The following is a 17,414-nucleotide window of genomic DNA, read 5'->3' on the forward strand; positions in this document are numbered from 1 at the left end:
TCGTGTTATTTTAATCAATTAATGAAATAAGAAACGTTTTTTGGCAAGATTAGCTATAATTACTGGCAAATCAATGATAAATTGACTAATCATTCGTAAGAGGAAATTTAAATATCGGAAATTCGATAAAAATTACGGGTTGCTAGATTTCGTACGCTATTTTTACGTAGTAATTATTATTTTATAACCCCTCTCTGCTAGTACGTTTTACAAACATTGTGAAGCATATTAAAAGGTTGATTGCTGACATCGTCGTGTTTACAATGTCAATTGTGAATATATAAACAGCAGTTTTACTATATATTCTGATAATTCACAAGATGTATTTTAGAACGAGAGGGGAAACCTTATGCAGAACAATACCAAGAAACATTACAAGATGTATAAAGCCGGAAAGCGGTGGATGGTCGCAGCCATTGTGACCGTCGCTACCGTCGGAGGATTGACGGTTGGCGCAAGCGCCGATACTAACGGTCAATCTAATAATAATAATCATAATATACAAATTATTAAAAAAGCAGCGTCCAATCAACCAGTAAAGGGTGACCTAGTCACGACGTCTGCTAAATCGCAACCAGAAAATCAAAGTAAGTCGAATCCAGCCGTAACTCAAACGCAGGATAATGCGGCTCAAGCTAATACTAATCAGACCACTGGGACAGCTCCAATGGTCAGTGCTCAACCAGGACAAACTGATTCATCTAAACCGACGACTAACACTGCGCAGGTGGACCAATCGTCATCAAAGAATGGTAACGGTCAAACCGAAAGAGCAGCTCAAACAAATTCACAACCGACTAACAACCAAGCCACTGCTAGTCAGAACAATGCGCAAAGCAAAAATCAATCGACTCAACCAGAGCCAAATAACGGCCAACAAAACGCAACTGACCAAAAGACTGCCCCAGCACCCGCTAATCAAGCTAGTCAAAAAACTGATAATCAAGGTGCCAATTTTAATAAACAAGTAGTTGCGCCAGAAAAGCAGACACCGAAAACCACTAATAACGTTCAGACTAACCAACCAGCGGTAATTAATCAGCAAGCAAAACAGGTTAAAGATGACATTCAAGCTGATCATATAATTTCTAATTCGATTGCGGTTAAAGTCGGTGATCCAGTTCCTGATGATCCAAGTTCGTATGGAATTATTGCAACTGATGATCAGGGTAATCCTCTAAAAGTTACGTCTATTGATATTTCAGGAGTTAATAATCAGGTGCCCGGACGTTACTACGTCCCATTTACTCTTTCTGATGGCACGACTTCTCAAACATTTGTAGATATTGTTAGTTTTACAGCCAAAAATATTTCCATTTTTACAGGTAATCCTACTAATATCGATTTAGGAGATCCTGATAGTTATGATGCTCAAATGACGAATGGCACTATTCCATTTGCAGTTTATGGAGTTAATTATAATAGTGTTAACCTTAATAAACCTGGAAAATATGCAGTTGTAATCTACGGTCCTCTTGATACTTTATCAGGTCCAACCTTGATTGCTTATGTAACCGTTGTTCCCATTCCCGCTGATGCGGTTACCGGTCACGATATCAGCATTCGAATTGGGCAAGCCGTTCCAGACGACGCTAAATCCTATGGTGCGACCGCTCTGAACCCAGATGGCAGTCCGGCAACAATTACTGGGATTGACACTTCCAAAGTCAATAACACTAAGGCGGGAGATTATCCGGTTGTCATCAGTGCGTCAAACGGTTTAACCAAGACGGTTTACGTTCACGTGCTCTTTAACCACACTAGTTTGAGTGCGCATAACCTGACCATCTACACTGGCGACCAGGTTTCAACTGACCCAGCTGCGTATGACGCTAAGGCAACCGATTATGATGGTAATCCGGCTAAAATCACTAAGATTGATGTGTCGAAGGTAAATAATCACGTCCCTGGAGTATATCCAGTTTGGATTCACGCTGACAATGGTGAGACACTAGGTGTCACCGTCACGGTCGTTAAGAGTCGGATTAGCATTGCCGCTCATGGAACCAGCATCAGAATTGGGAGACAGGTTCCAACGTGGCCAAGTGCATACGGTGCTAAAGCAACCTACAAAAACGGTAAGCCCGCTAAGATTACCAAGATTGACGTTTCAAAGGTTAATAACCAAATCCCTGGTGATTATCCAGTCACCATCACTTCAGATAATGGCGAAAGTATCACTGTCACGGTTACTGTTTTAAAGAATCACACGCGCTTAAGTGCTAACAACATCAAGATTTACGTTGGTCAAAAAGTTCCAACCGACCCGGCAGCTTACGATGCTCAAGCAACTGATTACGACGGCAATCCAGCCCAGATCACAAACATTGACGTATCCAAAGTAAACAATGAGGTTCCTGGCGTTTATCCGGTAACGATTACCGCCAACAATGGTGAAAAACTGGGTGTCACGGTTACAGTGCTCCCTGACGAAGCAACTTTAGTTGGACACGGATTGACCATTTACGTTGGCGACCAGGTCCCAACTGACCCACAAGCTTATGGTGCCAGTTCCACTAACACGGACGGTACAGAAGCAAGTATCACTAACGTCGACACTTCCAAGGTTAATAATAAGGTGCCGGGTCAATATCCAGTCACCATTACTTCATCAAATGGCAAGAAACTAGTAGTAACGGTGACCGTCTTAGCGGATAAGACGAGTCTTGAAGGTCACGGAATTACCATTCACGTTGGTGATCTAGTTCCTACCAATGCCGCTGCCTACGGTGCTAGAGCAACTAATGCTGATGGTACAGAAGCAACGATCACAAGCATTGACACTTCCAAAGTAAATAATGAAGTTCCTGGTCAATACAAGGTCATCATCACCGCCTCAAACGGGGACACATTGGTTGTTACTGTCACGGTTTTGGCTAAGAATGTACCAACTCCGAACCACCCAAGCAATAATGGTGGCAACGGCACTAACCCGATTACACCAAGTCATAACGGTGGCAACGGTAATGGTGGCAGTTCGGTAACTCCAAACCAACCAAGTGGCAACTCTGTCATGCCCGGTCAACCAACTAACAATGGTGGCTCTACAGCAACTCCAAATAATGGCAGTCAGACCGGTACACCAGAAGCTTCAACAAAGCAGAACGGTAGTCTGGTAGTTGAACCGCAAATTACGCAAGCCATTCACCAGGCTTTCAATTCTTCAGAAAAGAATGCTAAGCAGAATTCCAAGAACTTGCCACAAACTGGTGAGAACGACTCGTTAATTCTCGAGTTAATCGGTCTTGGCTTTATTGCTTCAGCAATGGCTTTGGCACTTCATGATTTAAAACATCGGGTCAAATAACTCGGTATCATGGTTAAATACGAGAAGTTTGAAAAATTTGTTTAATTAAGTTAAATTAGTTCAAAAAAATAGCCTTCAGGAAATTTCCTGAAGGCTATTTTCATTGGTCCCACTTCGTCACTAATGAGTGGCCCACGGTCACGATTGGTTGATAGCTCAGCACTTGATTGGTCTTGGTGTTGTATAGCACGTCACCCAGCTTGTCGACGTTATCACCGCCGTTTTGGTTGTACTTGGTTGCGTACGTGACGATGACGCGAATCTTTTTAATCGTTTCGGGACTGTTGGGATTGTCGTACATCTGTAGCCCGACCATTTTACTCTTGATGCCCATGCTTTTGACCTTATCCTTGGTCTGCTTGTTTCCTTGTTTGCCAAAGACCTTTTGGTTGCTAGCGTAGTTTGGTCCGATGAGTCCAGCGTCTTTTAGGACTTGAGGACGTGCTAGGAATTGGTCGTCATTATCGTAGGTGTAGAAAATCTGGAAGAATTCGTTTAGGTTCTTGTAGGTCGTGTCGGCCATGTGTTGGTTTTGCAGAATACTGCCGACCTTTTGATTATCGGTGTTTAAAAGGCGATTCTTATAACGCTTGTTTAGGGAGTTAAACCGTTGGTTGTACGTTTTCTGCTCAGCAGAAAGGGTGGCCCGATTGGTTTTAACCTGGGTGTTAATGGTGTCATTATGAATCATCAGGGTGAAGATAGCGAGGAGCAAGACGACAATGATTACGAACATGATTGCTAGAACACTGACGTTTTTATTGAGGTGAAATTTGTTGTTTTTAGCCATTGATTTCTTGACCTCCTAACGCCACGAACGTGCTGGTCCATGAAGTCCCAACGAGGGTCGTCTTTCGTTTCTTAACGTTGTAGTTAACGACGTAATTCAAGACGTTTGGCTTCTTATTCTTCCTTGAGGCAAAGGTAATGGTGATCATCGAGTTGTAGGATTGAGACTGGCTGTCGTAACGAGCGTTGTTGACGGAGACGTCTTCAATCTTTTGGTTTAGGTATTTTTTATTGTGTCCCTTGGTACTTAGAACCGTTTTAGTAAAGGCTGGATCGAAACGATCCTTTTTAAACTGCTTACTAACGGCTTGACGCTGTTTGCTTGATTTGGCCATGTATGCCATCTTCATGGCCTTTTGGTAGACCTGGTCGTTATTTTTCTGAATGGATGTGATGTCGACTCCGGTCTGGTGCTGCTTTTGAACTTTTTGCGTGGTCTTTTTGGCGTTTAACGTATTGGTTTCCTGCCGGGTTGTCCTAATCTTAGTCATAAGTTGTTGGTTTTTAGCCTTGGCGTGATGAGTTGAGACTAACAGGCATCCCATAAGGATCACTAAGACGAAGATGATGCAGGATGCGACCGTCACGCAAACTAGGTTGACGTCATGTTTGGACTTGTTCATAAAATACCCTCGAATTCTGGAAAATGTAGTTACGTTAATTATAGCGGCTTTCCGTGAGAAGTGTAAATCAAATTTCCGTTAAGTTTCATTGGTTCTAAAATTGTGATAAATTGTTAAGCAAAATATTTTCCCTGAAATTTCATTCCATGTAAAATTATAGGTAAGGAAGTGATAAGAAATGGCTAAAGTAGCTGTACTTGTAACTAATGACGTTGAAGATGTTGAATTGACTTCACCAGTCGAAGCATTGAAAAAAGCTGGTCACGATATTACGATCATCGATAAGAAGGCTGGCGAAGAGATCACTGGTAAACACGGACACAAGACCAAGGTTGACGCTGGAATTGCCGATGTTATGCCGGAAAGCTTTGATGCTTTGCTAGTTCCCGGTGGCTTTTCACCAGATCAACTGCGGGGTGACCCACGGTTTGTTAAATTTGCGAGAAGTTTCTTGTTAGCTGACAAGCCAACGTTTGCGATCTGCCATGGTCCCCAATTGTTCATGCAGACGGGACTGGTTAAAGGTCGCACGATGACCGCTTATAAGACGGTTCAAACTGATATTTACTACGCTGGTGCCATTGTGAAAGATGAACCGGTTGTAAAGGATCATCACTTGATTACGAGTCGAACTCCGGATGATTTGGATCAGTTCAACGCTGCCATTGTTGAAGACTTAATTTAAACTAGCAATAGTAAAAATGCTTTACGTATTTAATTACGTAAAGCATTTTTTTAATTATGAGTGATAAACGATTTGGCCGTTAACAAAGGTCATGAGGTTCTGCGCGTCGACTTGCTTGCCAATAAACGGCGAATTAATTCCCTTTGATTTCATGTTTTTGGTTGTAATTTGATGCGGCGCATTTAGATTCCAGACTGAGAAATTGGCGTGATTACCAACCTTGATTTGGTTTTCTTTTGAGAGCTTGAAGGAGGCGGTTGGCTTGCTACTCATCCATTCTAGTAGTTGACTTAAAGTCACCTGACCGGTTTTAACTAGTCTGGTGTACAACAGCGGAAAGGCCGTTTCGATGCCGGTGATCCCGAAAGCTGAATCGTTAAAGGAATGCCCCTTATCAAAGACAGTGTGGGGAGCGTGGTCGGTCGCAATCATGTCAATTGTGCCGTCCAATAATCCATCTAGTAACGTTTGCCGGTCTTTTTTGGTTCTCAGTGGCGGATTCATCTTGTACATGGGGTTGTCACTGGTAATCATGGAATCGTCTAATAGCAAGTGATGGGGAGAGACCTCAGCGGTGACGTGCACGCCATCCGCTTTAGCCCGTCGAATCAGTTCCACGCTGCGCGCCGTTGAGACGTGACAGACGTGGTAGTGGACGCCACTCACACGTGCGAGTTCAAGGTCGCGGGCTAGTTGACTGGTTTCCGTCACTTCGGAAATACCCGTTAGGCCTAGTTTTTTAGCTGTTAATCCTTCATTAATGACGCCGCCGTTCATTAACGAGCGGTCTTCGACGTGGGCAGCCAGAGGCAATCCAGTTTGAGCGATCTTTTTCATGGCCTCGTACATGGTCTGGGCGCTCTGAATCCCAATCCCATCGTTACTGAAGGCCACGGCTCCAGCCTGTTTCATCTCGGCAAAGTTTACGAGTTGGTCACCACGTTCGTTGTAAGTGACGGGGGCGAACTGTTTCACGTTGACAACGCCCTGTTGTAGGTTATGTTCAATCATTGATTTTAGTTTATCAGGAGTATTGGGGACGGGCATGACGTTTGGCATGGCACAAACGGTCGTGTAACCACCGTGAGCGGACGCTTCACTACCGGTTTTTACGGTTTCCTTTTCCGTTTGACCGGGGTCTCTGAAGTGAACGTGCACGTCCACCAAACCGGGCAGTACCACCTTATTCTTGGCGTCAATGACCCTGTCGGCTCGCGTCGGCTCAATTTGAGGTTTGATTTGTTTAATAACACCATCATCTAACAGTAAATCACACCGTTTGAGCGCTTGATTTTGAAAAAGTTGCCCGTTTTGAATTAAAATTTTCATCGTTCGTCAATTCCCTCAATATCTGCTTTATTCACAATGCCCTTATTAACGAGGACGTCGGTCAAAATGGCCATGCGCATGTACATCCCATTCGTCATCTGTTTAAAGATTCGGGACTTGTCGGCTTCGACGAGGTCGGAATCAATCTCAATTCCCCGGTTGACGGGAGCGGGGTGCATGATGATGGCGTTATCCTTCATCGTTTGGTAGCGCTCCTTAGTTAAGCCAAATTGTTCGTGGTAACTGGTGGCGTCAAAGTTCGCCAGTTCTTTTCCGAGGCGTTCCTTTTGCACCCTGAGTAACATCACGATGTCGGATTTGTGGGCCAGTTCGTCAACGGTTAAATGCTTACCGTACTCCTCAAATTGCGGGTCGTACCACTGGTCGGGACCCGCAAACGACACGTGCGCTCCGAGTTTAGTTAAAAGTTCCATGTTGGAACGGGCCACTCTGGAGTGGTTTAAATCGCCAATGATGCCGACGTTTAAATCCTTGAAGGTGCCAAATTCCTGGTAGATGGTCATCATATCAAGCAGTGATTGCGACGGGTGTTGACCGCTTCCGTCACCACCGTTAACGACGCTGATTTTCAGGTTGTCGTCCAGTAGTTGTCGGTAGTACTCGTTTTCGGGATGCCGAATCACCGCGATGTCAACGCCAATCGCCTGAAGCGTTTTGATGGTGTCTAAGAGGGTCTCACCCTTGGTGACTGAACTAGTGTTGGCGTTAAACTGAAGGACCTGTATTCCGAGTCTGCGTTCCGCCATCTCAAAGCTGGTGTGCGTTCTGGTACTGTTCTCAAAGAAGAGGTTCATTACGTAGGTGGGGCGGTTTAGGTGCACCGACTTGCCCTCTTTGAATAGTTGCGCCAATTTAATCTTATGTAAAACTTGTTTCTCGTCCATGTCAGAGACTGTCACTAAATCATGCTTGTATGAATATGCCATTTGATCCTCCTAGATTTTCACTTGGTTGAATTGCATAAATAAAGGGCCTACTACAAATTAACGTAGCACGCCCATTTTTTGACATAACCAGTTAACTTTTCAATCTCTCTGGATTGAATTAAAGTAGTCTCGATTTATTTGATAAATACTCTAACTAAATTGACGTAGAAAGTCAATTATTTTTTAGGCAGGTTTTCTAAGTTGACAATTGAGGGTGGGGGTCGTTATGATAATGACAATCAATCTTTAATTGGTTCAGAGAATCCAAAAGATTATTCATCCTAATTAAACTAATCGCGGTCGCAACTATGACAAATGGGAACTTCTCTGAATGCCCACTAGTAGTTGTGACTTTTTATATACCAAAGGAGTTATTTACAATGGATCACATTTCAATTGCAGCACAGATCGGTAACGAGACGTTTGCCCATCCCTTTTTAAATGCCGCCGGAGTCTTTGACGAAACCGCCGAAGAGATGAATCAAATCCTGAAATCCGAAGCTGGTGGGGTGACGACTAAGAGTGCCACGTTAGAACCACGTGAGGGAAATCCCAAGCCGCGCTACGCTGAAACAGAATTTGGCAGTATCAATTCCATGGGATTACCAAACAAGGGACTGACATACTATCTTGATTACATTGAACAGAATCAGATTAACAAACCAATCGATTTATCAATCTCGGGAACCTCCCTTGGTGACAACATCACAGCTCTAAGAAAGATTCAAGACAGTAGCTTTACCGGTCTCTGTGAGCTTAACTTGTCGTGTCCGAATGTGATTGGCAAGCCTCAGATTGGTTACGATTTTGCGGCCGTTCATGCGGCCATGGAAGCCATCTTTAGTTTTTATACCAAGCCACTGGGTCTCAAGTTGCCACCGTATTTTGATCTACAACAATATGACGCCATAAGTAAGATTTTAAACCAGTACCCTCTGACCTACATCAACACCATCAACAGTGTTGGTAACGGCTTGGTTGTGGACGCTGACACCGAATCAGCGGTCATTGCACCCAAAGGTGGTTTTGGCGGCATCGGGGGTTCATATGTCAAGCCCGTGGCGTTAGCTAACGTGCGCGCCTTCAGAAAGCGTTTGAAGCCGGAAATCAAGATTATCGGAACTGGTGGCGTTCGCACCGGGAAGGACGCTTTTGAGTTAATCCTGTGTGGTGCTGATGTCGTTGAAGTCGGAACTGCACTTCAAAAGGAAGGTCCAAAAATCTTTTCACGCCTGGATTCTGAACTGACAGATATCATGCTTCATAAGGGCTATCACCAGTTGTCTGATTTTCGGGGGAAACTCAAGGAGCGGCAGGACTAGTTTGGTCCTAGAATGATTTTAAATACTGTTATTAACGAAAGGGTGACCACACGATCGAATCGCGTGATCACCTTTTTAGTTTGAACCTTAAACTGCGTTTGAAATTTCACCAATTGGACCGGGAATTAACAGTACTAACGCCATGCAGACGAGTAGTACGATTACAAGTACAACAGCGATGGCAATAATAATCTTAGTTGACTTGGACATAAATCTCCTCCTAATCATTTTTGATTAGATCAGTCAAAAAGATGAGCTCCCATGAATTGAAACACACAATCTCGATCTTTTTGAGTTTGATCTTGTGTTCCTCATTTAAAATGGGGTCAAACGGATCGTCAACGGCTCGTGAAATCAGTGAGAAATTGGACGGTTCTCGATTTTTCATGTAGCCGATGCGGTCTTTTTTCTGGTTCTTCTTGTTAATTGTGACGACTTCAAAATTCACTTCACTCCGTGACAGATAATCAAGGACCTCCTGAAGTGGATTCTTAAAAGGAAGGTCTTCAATTGTTTTAATTTGTGGTGTATCCTTAAGCCCATATTCAGTCGCAAGGGTCCGATACTCGATCATCTGTTTTAAGTATGGAGTTCCCGTGTTAAAAACCGGAACTTCTTTCGTCAGATCGATTAATTCGTAGTTATCAAGACGACCTTCGAGGTCAATGGTCCTCATCAGCGCATACTTGTCGTTATGTTTTAAAATGTAACCAACGTCGAATTTGTTTTTCCGTTCATTTTCAAAGTATTCCACCATCGTGGTGGGATTGAGTTCATCAATATCAATGTCTTCCATTTTATTCACCTCCTGGGCTCAATTTCATCATACCCAAACGCTCACGATAGTACAAACATTTAGAAAATTGAGTTTAATTGGGTGTAAAATAGATACCAGAAGAACTAATAAAGGGGAATTTCATGTTAAAAAAACTTGTCAAGACGCGTCAATTCAAAACGTTATCGCTGGAGTTCGTGGCGTATGCTTTCGTCATTTTAGACTTACTTTATTATGAAGCTTTTCACCTGTCGGCTGAGATTGGTCTAATCTTCATTTTTATGGCGGTTCCAATGGCTTTCTTTGAGTCAAAGGGGAAGGGTTATCAGTGGTCGTGGCTCGCGGCTTCGACCTTGATTTGTGGAGCAGCCGCTTCCGTAATGAATCGACCGTACTTTGTGTTGGCTGTGCTGTTCTTTACCGCCGTTTATGCCTTCATGATTTATCACCCGATTAGTCTGTATCCTAAGTTTTGGATGATGTTGATCTACTGGATGGTGTTCATCTTGGGATGCGACATCATCACGTGGACGGGACGCAAGATTAACATCGTGACCGAGAGTCATAAGCAACTTTTGAGTGCTAATCTTGAGATTATTGGAATTACCCTGTTAGTGATGGTAATCTTGACGGGAATTGGTTACTTCTTAATTCACCGGCAGTTAGAACCATTACTCATCAAAAATAGCATTATGTTCTGGATTAACGTGGTGTTGAGCGTTCTACTGGTCATTCAGTCGGCGGTCGTGGTTTTCTGGCTGAAATTTGGACCGTTTAACCTTCACCTTGGTCCGCATTCCGTCATTGGTGGTTTCACAATGGTCGGCGGTAGTTTTATTGCCCTGCTAATTTACATCGAACTGGTCTTTATTATCGTTAATGCGATTTGGTCAAGTCATACAATGGGAAAGTGGCAGGTCGTAAGTAGCTTTGTTTACTTGGACCTAGTGCTCGTGTTTATCATGCTGCTTTTGGGCAACTCATTAATTTAAATAAAATTGACAAAATAAAATGGCCTCACGTATTTGAGTACGTGAGGCCATTTTTGGATTGACTCTTTTAGCTAGAATTCATTAATTATTTTAAGTAAATTTGTGTTTGTAGGTATATTTGATATATTTAATATAGCAGACATATCTACAAATGTGATTATTTAAACAAATGAAATTGATCAGCTACATGTTTCCACCATTTTATAATATTAAATTTTTCTTTATTATTCATAGTTATTTACCCCTTTCAGCAAAATGAGTTATCTGAGGTGATTTGATTGGATCTTGCAACAAAATTAAAAAGTTCTAGAAAAAGAGTCAATATGACGCAGGAACAAGTTGCTAAAAAATTGAATGTTTCAAGAAAGACCATTTCTAGTTGGGAAAATGGTCGTAACTCACCAGATATAAATACTTTAAAATCGATATGTTCTATCTATAATATTAATATTAACTATTTACTATCTGATTCTACTCAGCAACATGGGGACAAAAAATTATCAAAAAATAGAACTATTTTTAGGTTAGTATATTTTATTAACATCTTTTTACTAATTTTTAGCTTTTTGAATTTTTTTCGACCTTTTGGAATTAAGTTTGTATGGGTAACACCATTATTAATATTAAATATATTTATATATAGAATTACATATCCAAAATGGAAAACAAAAATAAAACAGCTTTTAAAATCCAAAGAATTGTATGTTACGAGTATTATTTTTATTTTAGTAACTTTACCCATAGCAATACCGTCTGCTGCGCAAACATATGATGATAAATATTTGTCTGCTTTTATTTTAGGTGTTTTTATCCATGAAATAAGTATGACAATCAGTTTGGTTTTAGCACTCTACCTGCGTCCTTAATATATAGCTGCAGCTAGTATAAATAAAGCTATAAAATGTAGACAAACGTTTTACAGGCATTTAAGAATAGTCTTGTGATTAAAAGCTCTCTTATAAATTTGATATCGTTAAATAAAATGTATCAGTATATAGAGTTGCAAAAAATTTATTTTTTTATTGTTTAAGTTATTTATTTGATTATGAAAAAAATCTATTAGGTACGTAATACAAAACAAACTAGCTGATTGACATGATAAATTCGGTCAGCTAGTTTATTTGTATTTAAGTTGAATGTATCTATATTTACAATGTCTAGTTTAATGTTCTATTAATATATTTTGGTGATGCTATAATTCATAGCTTTATTGGAGTATATTTCCCATGTATATTAAATATGTAAGTTGGTAATGAGTAACTTACATATTACTTAATAAGACGGGAGGTGGATTGATATGTCAAATCCAATCGTTAATTTACAAAGTACCAAAGCATCAAAAGATTCAGCAAATTTAATCTTACGTAACAGTGGATTTAGTTTTAACTGTAAAGGACAAAGTACTTTTAGTATTAATTGTCATTAAAGTTAATTAGAGGGTAACGGATTATGAATAATTCGTTACCCTTTTTTAAAGACAGTTAGGAGGAAAGGAGTATTAATGGCAGTTAATGGTAGTGATTATATAAAATATTTACAAAATAAAAAAAGTCCGTTTTATTCTGATATAACTCAAATTAAATCACATTCAAAAGAAAATAATAAATTTCATGTTAATACGCGTAGTGCTAATTTAAATGATTGGAACGATTCAATAGATACTTATTGGCATTATATGATTTACAAAAAAGTAAGTTTGCCTAAACAAGGTTGGAAGATACACATATCAGCTAACCTTGATGATTCTCAAGAATTACTTAGTTCTGTTAGTAATTTTTTAATAGATAATAAGATTTCATTTAAATTTGTATCTAGTAAATACGATCTAATTCTTACTTACTCAAAAAATGCAGATCGAGTAGAAGCAGGAAAATTTATAACAATATATCCAAAAAATGAGAAAGAATTTTGCGATTTATTAGATCAATTATTAAAAATAACTTCAAGATTTAAAGAAGGACCTTATATTTTAAACGATCGTTCTTGGAAGCAAAGCAATGTTTATTTTAGATATGGTGCCTTCGAAAAGATGACTTATTGGGAAAATGGTAAGCAAATTTATGCTATTAAAGATCCAAATGGAAATTATATAGAAGATAAACGAGTACCATTTTACACACTTCCGTACTTTGTTCATGAACCGTCATATGTACATGGAAATAATATATTTCCAAGTAAAGATACTTTTAGTGAGTTAGAAGATCTACACATTAAAAGTGCAATTCATTTTAGTAATGGTGGTGGCATATATAACGGAATTTATAAAGATAAGCCAGTAGTTATTAAAGAGGGTAGACCATATATTGGATTGGGTAACGATGAAAATGATGGATTTTCTAGAGTTAAGTCTGAGTATAATATTCTTAAAAAACTTTCTAGTGTTTCTGGAATTCCAAGATTATTTTCATATAAAAAGATATGGAAACATAATTACTTAATAGAAGAAAAGATTAGTGGAGAAACACTTGGTGAGTTTATGGCCATTCAGTTTCCATTCTCAAATAACGCAAATGTAAATGAATATAAAAATAACTCGATGCTAATAATTAATCAACTAATAAAGTTGATCGAAAATATACATGAAAAAGGAATTGCAATGGTTGATTTGCAACCTGAAAATATCATGGTGGATCTTAATAAAAAACTTAATTTTATTAAGCTTATTGATTTTGAAAGTGCTAATAAAATGGATTTGCCTTATAATCCTAATCTTATAACTCAGGATTATGCCTCTTGGCAAAGCAAAACATTTGAAGATGGCGATTGGTATTCATTATATAGAATTGCTAGAGAAATGTTTTTGCCAGTAGAGTCAACTATGATTTTCAGCAAAGAACTTGAGGATAGACAAAATAATAATATTAAAGATAAGTTTGGAATTGAAGTAGTTGAATTTTTAGACAGAGTGAGATCTATATGTGAAAAACACACTGATATATATAGAAAAGCTCCTTTTTATGATAAGAATATTAGCGTCCCCAAGTATACTTTTGATTTCAAAAATATTGATAAAAATATTTATTCATTAAAAAACGGAATCATTAAAAACCTAGATTTTCAATTAAATGGATTGATTCACGGAGATATTAAACAATATAGTAATTCGCTTTCGGATTATGCAATTAATTATGGTGCTATGGGATCAATCATGGCATTGAATAGGTTAAATAGTATTGATATTAATGATATCAAGTTATCTAGGTGGTTGGATAGAACAGAAAATAATATATTAAATATTATTAAAAGTGATGATTATAATACTGGTTTATTTAATGGACTTAGTGGAATTGCATTAACATTTTATGATTTGCAAAGATCTAGTATTGCTAAGAAATTAATGGAAATTGTTAATAATAAACATAATGATAATGATATTTCATTGTATTCAGGGGTTTCCGGAATAGGATTTGCAAATTTGTCATTGTATGCAAGTACAAAAAACAATAGTTATAAATTACATGCAATTGATTCAGCAAAAAAGATAGTTGAATTATATCGTAGTAATGAATTTCGAAATCAACAAATCTACGAAGGAAAGTTAGGCCTATTAAAGGGTTGGACAGGTGCAGTTTTGTTTTTGTGGAAAATAGGTGAACTACTGAATTTTGATGAGTTTAAAAAAGTATCGATTAATATTTTAGATGACATTATAAATGAAGGAATAACTTGTGATGATAGAGGATTAGTTTTAATTGATAAAAGTAGGGGAATTCCGAGAATTTTACCTTATTTAGATACAGGTTTTTCTGGGTTAGTTTTACTTTTAATTGAGATGCTAGTAGACGATCCAAATCTTATTTACAAAAGATATAAGGAACTTATAAATGCAATGCAAAATGATAAAGGATCTTTTTGTACTTATCAGTGCTGTTTGTTTAGTGGAGTAGCTGGAATAATACCCAGTTCTACTGCTATATATAAATACTTCGGTAAAAGCACTTCTTTAGAAACATACATTAAATCATTGAATGATTTTGCACTTTCAATTAATGATGGTCAAACCATTTTTCCTGGAGTATTTGGTTTAAAGAGTTCAATGGACTATGAGACTGGAAATACTGGAATAATGTTATCTCTTGCTGACTTAAATGCAAACAGTGATTCTTGGTATTCTTGGTTTCCACTTTTAAAAAATAATAATTTAAATTTATTTAATCTGCGCAAAAGTGAAAAAATATTGTAAAGGTGATTTCAATGCTATCAGTAAAGAATATAAATGTTTCTTTTGGTAAAGAAAAAGTCATTAAAGATTTTTCGTTTAAAATCAATTCTGGACAAATTGTCGGGTTGATTGGACCAAATGGAGCTGGGAAAACTACAATTATGAAGACCATATTGGGTCTTACAAAATTTACTGGATCCATTAATGTTAATGGTAAAAATGTAACTGAAACTAATCATTTGGCATTAAAAAGCGTTGGTGCTTTAATTGAGCATCCGGCTATATACCCGTTTCTATCGGGACTTCAAAATTTAAAATTATATAGTAAAGATGAAGTAAACATGCAAGAAGTTATCTCTTTATTGAAAATGAATAATTATATTAATAATAAATCTAAGGATTATTCTTTAGGGATGAAGCAGAAACTAGGAATAGCCATTGCATTACTTAATCATCCAAAATTAATTATATTGGATGAACCAATGAATGGATTAGATATTGAGTCCACTATTTTAGTACGGAAAATAATTAAGAAGTATGCTCAAAAGGGATCTTCTTTCTTGATTTCTAGCCATATTCTTAGTGAGTTAGAAAAAGTTATGACTAATATTTTAATTATTAATCGTGGCAATTTAATTATTAATAAATCAATTAATGAAATGTATAAAAAAGGAGCAAATAAATATAGGTTAGAAACTTCAGATTTGGATAAAACCAAAATGATCTTAACAAAAGCTAAAATTACTTATTATGAAAAAAATAACACCTTTATTGTTAATCATGATGATTTATATAAGATTCAAAGATTATTAAAAGGCAAAGACATTTATATTCTTGAATTAAATCAAAAGCATGACAGTCTTGAAACTTTGGTTGTAAAAATTTTAGAAAGCCAAGGTGAATAGTTCATTATGAAATCTAGTCTGATAGAAGAATTTTACAAATTTATTCATAAAAAAACATCATTATATGGTTTAATTACACTTTTTGTTTTAATGATTTACACTGCTCTAACTTCACCTATCAATAATGAAACAATTTCTATGGGATTTGGATTAGGACAATGGTCAGTAATTGTTTTAATTGCTATTGGATCCGACTTTATTGCAATGGAGTATAACAATAATACAATTGTGACTTTATTTTATAAACATTCTAATAAATTAATTATTTATTTATCCAAATTTTTAGTAATAATTATATATGGATTTTTCTTAATATTATTAGGCACTTTATTTACATTTATTTTTACAAGTTTATTGTCTGCTAATAAATTTCCATGGTTCACTATTTGTCATAATCAACATACCTTATTATTGAGTTTATTATTAAATGTTTTTGGGATTATTATATATATGTTTTTTATTTCTGCTTTAGGATTTCTTCTAATATCTTGGTTTAAAAATATTTCCATAGTAATTGGAGTAAGTTTAATAATTACCTTTCTAGGAGCATCATTATCGAGTTCTTTCATGAATGTTTTTCCAGCGGGTATTACTTTTGTTAAATGGAATCCTTTAAATATGATTTATATTACTAACCAATTCTCTAATAATAATTATATTAAATTTTCTCATCTTAATAATGTTCAAATAACCTGTGGAACTATTATGTATACTTTAATATTTTTTGTAATAGGATATTTCGTTTTTAAGCATCGACAAGTATAAATCGTTTTTTAAGAAAGGAGTATCTAATGAAAAGTTGTTTATATCGCGAATTTTATAAGATGATTCATAAAAAAATAATTTATCTTGTTCCACTTCTAATTCCTATTTATATGATTATTGTCAAGTTAGCAATGGGTAATCAAGAACAAAATTTATTAGGAATGACAAGTTATAATGCCAATGAAGCGATTTTGCTTGTCTTGGTAGTAGTTGGATCTACCATTTTTTCAATGGAATATCAAAATAATGCAATTTTAACAGTGTTGTATAAGTCGCCGAATAGATCATATGTTTATTTGTCTAAAATGATAATTATTTTTGTTTATGCAATCATTTTACATGTAATGGCTGTTTTTATAGCTTTTATTTTTCAATTTATACCATTATTGTCTATAAATGTTAATTGGTTATCTATTTTTGAATATGGAAATACTTTACTTGAAAATATGATCAATTTTAATCTTATTGATATGATTACTTCATTACTAGTTATTAGTTTTGTTTTTGTCACTTCTTGTCTTATAAATGTAAATTCTATTGTGATTACACTAAACATATTAATTATTTTTATAGGTCAATTTGTATCTGGTAATTTAGTAAGAATGGATATGGGATTATCTAAAATATTAAAATGGAATCCATTGAATATGTGTAACTTAAGTAATCAGTATTATAACTATTCAAGTTACCATCCCGTTACATTATTAACTAATAATCAATTAATTTATGGATCTACAATTTATATTTTATTTTTCTTTATAATTGGATATTTAATTTTTAGAAAAAAGAAGTTTTAGAGGAGAAGACAATATT

15 protein-coding genes are annotated in these 17,414 nt (G+C 36.9%); 9 read left to right on the plus strand and 6 right to left on the minus strand.

Annotated features, from left to right (window positions below; all coding sequences use genetic code 11):
* Positions 1–349 precede the first annotated feature (349 nt).
* A complete protein-coding gene (locus tag AC6UDC_RS00915; protein WP_500707682.1) occupies positions 350–3,307 on the plus strand; it encodes a KxYKxGKxW signal peptide domain-containing protein in 2,958 nt (985 codons plus the stop codon).
* 100 nt (positions 3,308–3,407) lie between these two features.
* On the opposite strand, the gene AC6UDC_RS00920 is transcribed toward AC6UDC_RS00915, so the two are convergent.
* Both AC6UDC_RS00920 and AC6UDC_RS00925 read right to left on the minus strand, forming a co-directional pair.
* The gene (locus AC6UDC_RS00920) at positions 3,408–4,097 is read right to left on the minus strand and encodes a hypothetical protein (RefSeq protein WP_500707680.1); all 690 of its coding nucleotides are present in this window, start codon (positions 4,095–4,097) and stop codon (positions 3,408–3,410) included.
* Positions 4,090–4,719 (minus strand): hypothetical protein, encoded by a 630-nt coding sequence (locus AC6UDC_RS00925; protein ID WP_500720811.1) that lies wholly within the window; start codon positions 4,717–4,719, stop codon positions 4,090–4,092. The genes AC6UDC_RS00920 and AC6UDC_RS00925 overlap by 8 nt, the downstream gene beginning before the upstream one ends.
* Positions 4,720–4,897: 178 nt before the next feature.
* On the opposite strand from AC6UDC_RS00925, the gene AC6UDC_RS00930 reads away from it, so the two are divergent.
* Positions 4,898–5,404: a type 1 glutamine amidotransferase domain-containing protein gene (locus AC6UDC_RS00930; protein WP_500695500.1), complete on the plus strand. Its 507-nt coding sequence runs from the start codon at positions 4,898–4,900 to the stop codon at positions 5,402–5,404.
* A gap of 54 nt (positions 5,405–5,458) precedes the next feature.
* On the opposite strand, the gene pyrC is transcribed toward AC6UDC_RS00930, so the two are convergent.
* A complete protein-coding gene (gene pyrC / locus AC6UDC_RS00935; protein ID WP_500720813.1) occupies positions 5,459–6,733 on the minus strand; it encodes a dihydroorotase in 1,275 nt (424 codons plus the stop codon).
* Positions 6,730–7,680 carry an aspartate carbamoyltransferase catalytic subunit gene (locus tag AC6UDC_RS00940; RefSeq protein ID WP_500720815.1) on the minus strand — a complete coding sequence of 317 codons (951 nt, stop codon included), beginning with the start codon at positions 7,678–7,680 and terminating at the stop codon, positions 6,730–6,732. Before AC6UDC_RS00940 ends, pyrC begins: the two co-directional genes overlap by 4 nt.
* Before the next feature lie 380 nt (positions 7,681–8,060).
* Between AC6UDC_RS00940 and AC6UDC_RS00945 the strand changes: the two genes are divergently transcribed.
* Entirely contained in the window at positions 8,061–9,002 is a 942-nt protein-coding gene (locus AC6UDC_RS00945; protein ID WP_500720817.1) for a dihydroorotate oxidase, read from the plus strand.
* An 87-nt stretch (positions 9,003–9,089) separates the two neighbouring features.
* Here AC6UDC_RS00945 and AC6UDC_RS00950 read toward each other — a convergent pair whose 3' ends face one another.
* Complete coding sequence (locus AC6UDC_RS00950; RefSeq protein ID WP_500693256.1) at positions 9,090–9,212, minus strand: hypothetical protein; 123 nt, start codon at positions 9,210–9,212, stop codon at positions 9,090–9,092.
* Positions 9,213–9,222: 10 nt separating this feature from the next.
* Positions 9,223–9,798, minus strand: a complete 576-nt coding sequence (locus tag AC6UDC_RS00955; protein WP_500693257.1) for a hypothetical protein — start codon at positions 9,796–9,798, stop codon at positions 9,223–9,225.
* Positions 9,799–9,920: 122 nt separating this feature from the next.
* Between AC6UDC_RS00955 and AC6UDC_RS00960 the strand changes: the two genes are divergently transcribed.
* The 6 genes from AC6UDC_RS00960 to AC6UDC_RS00985 all read left to right on the plus strand — a co-directional run bounded on the left by AC6UDC_RS00960 (position 9,921) and on the right by AC6UDC_RS00985 (position 17,398).
* On the plus strand, positions 9,921–10,769 hold the full coding sequence (locus tag AC6UDC_RS00960) for a hypothetical protein (RefSeq protein WP_500720820.1): 849 nt from the start codon (positions 9,921–9,923) through the stop codon (positions 10,767–10,769).
* A gap of 278 nt (positions 10,770–11,047) precedes the next feature.
* Positions 11,048–11,635 (plus strand): helix-turn-helix domain-containing protein, encoded by a 588-nt coding sequence (locus tag AC6UDC_RS00965; RefSeq protein ID WP_500720822.1) that lies wholly within the window; start codon positions 11,048–11,050, stop codon positions 11,633–11,635.
* 635 nt (positions 11,636–12,270) lie between these two features.
* Entirely contained in the window at positions 12,271–14,952 is a 2,682-nt protein-coding gene (gene lanKC, locus AC6UDC_RS00970; protein ID WP_500720824.1) for a class III lanthionine synthetase LanKC, read from the plus strand.
* 11 nt (positions 14,953–14,963) lie between these two features.
* Positions 14,964–15,836 (plus strand): ABC transporter ATP-binding protein, encoded by an 873-nt coding sequence (locus AC6UDC_RS00975; RefSeq protein WP_500720826.1) that lies wholly within the window; start codon positions 14,964–14,966, stop codon positions 15,834–15,836.
* Positions 15,837–15,842: 6 nt separating this feature from the next.
* A complete protein-coding gene (locus tag AC6UDC_RS00980) occupies positions 15,843–16,601 on the plus strand; it encodes an ABC-2 transporter permease (RefSeq protein WP_500720828.1) in 759 nt (252 codons plus the stop codon).
* 26 nt (positions 16,602–16,627) lie between these two features.
* Positions 16,628–17,398 (plus strand): ABC transporter permease, encoded by a 771-nt coding sequence (locus AC6UDC_RS00985; RefSeq protein ID WP_500720830.1) that lies wholly within the window; start codon positions 16,628–16,630, stop codon positions 17,396–17,398.
* Positions 17,399–17,414: the final 16 nt, after the last annotated feature.

It is taken from the genome of Fructilactobacillus sp. X7R7C1 (assembly GCF_059901065.1).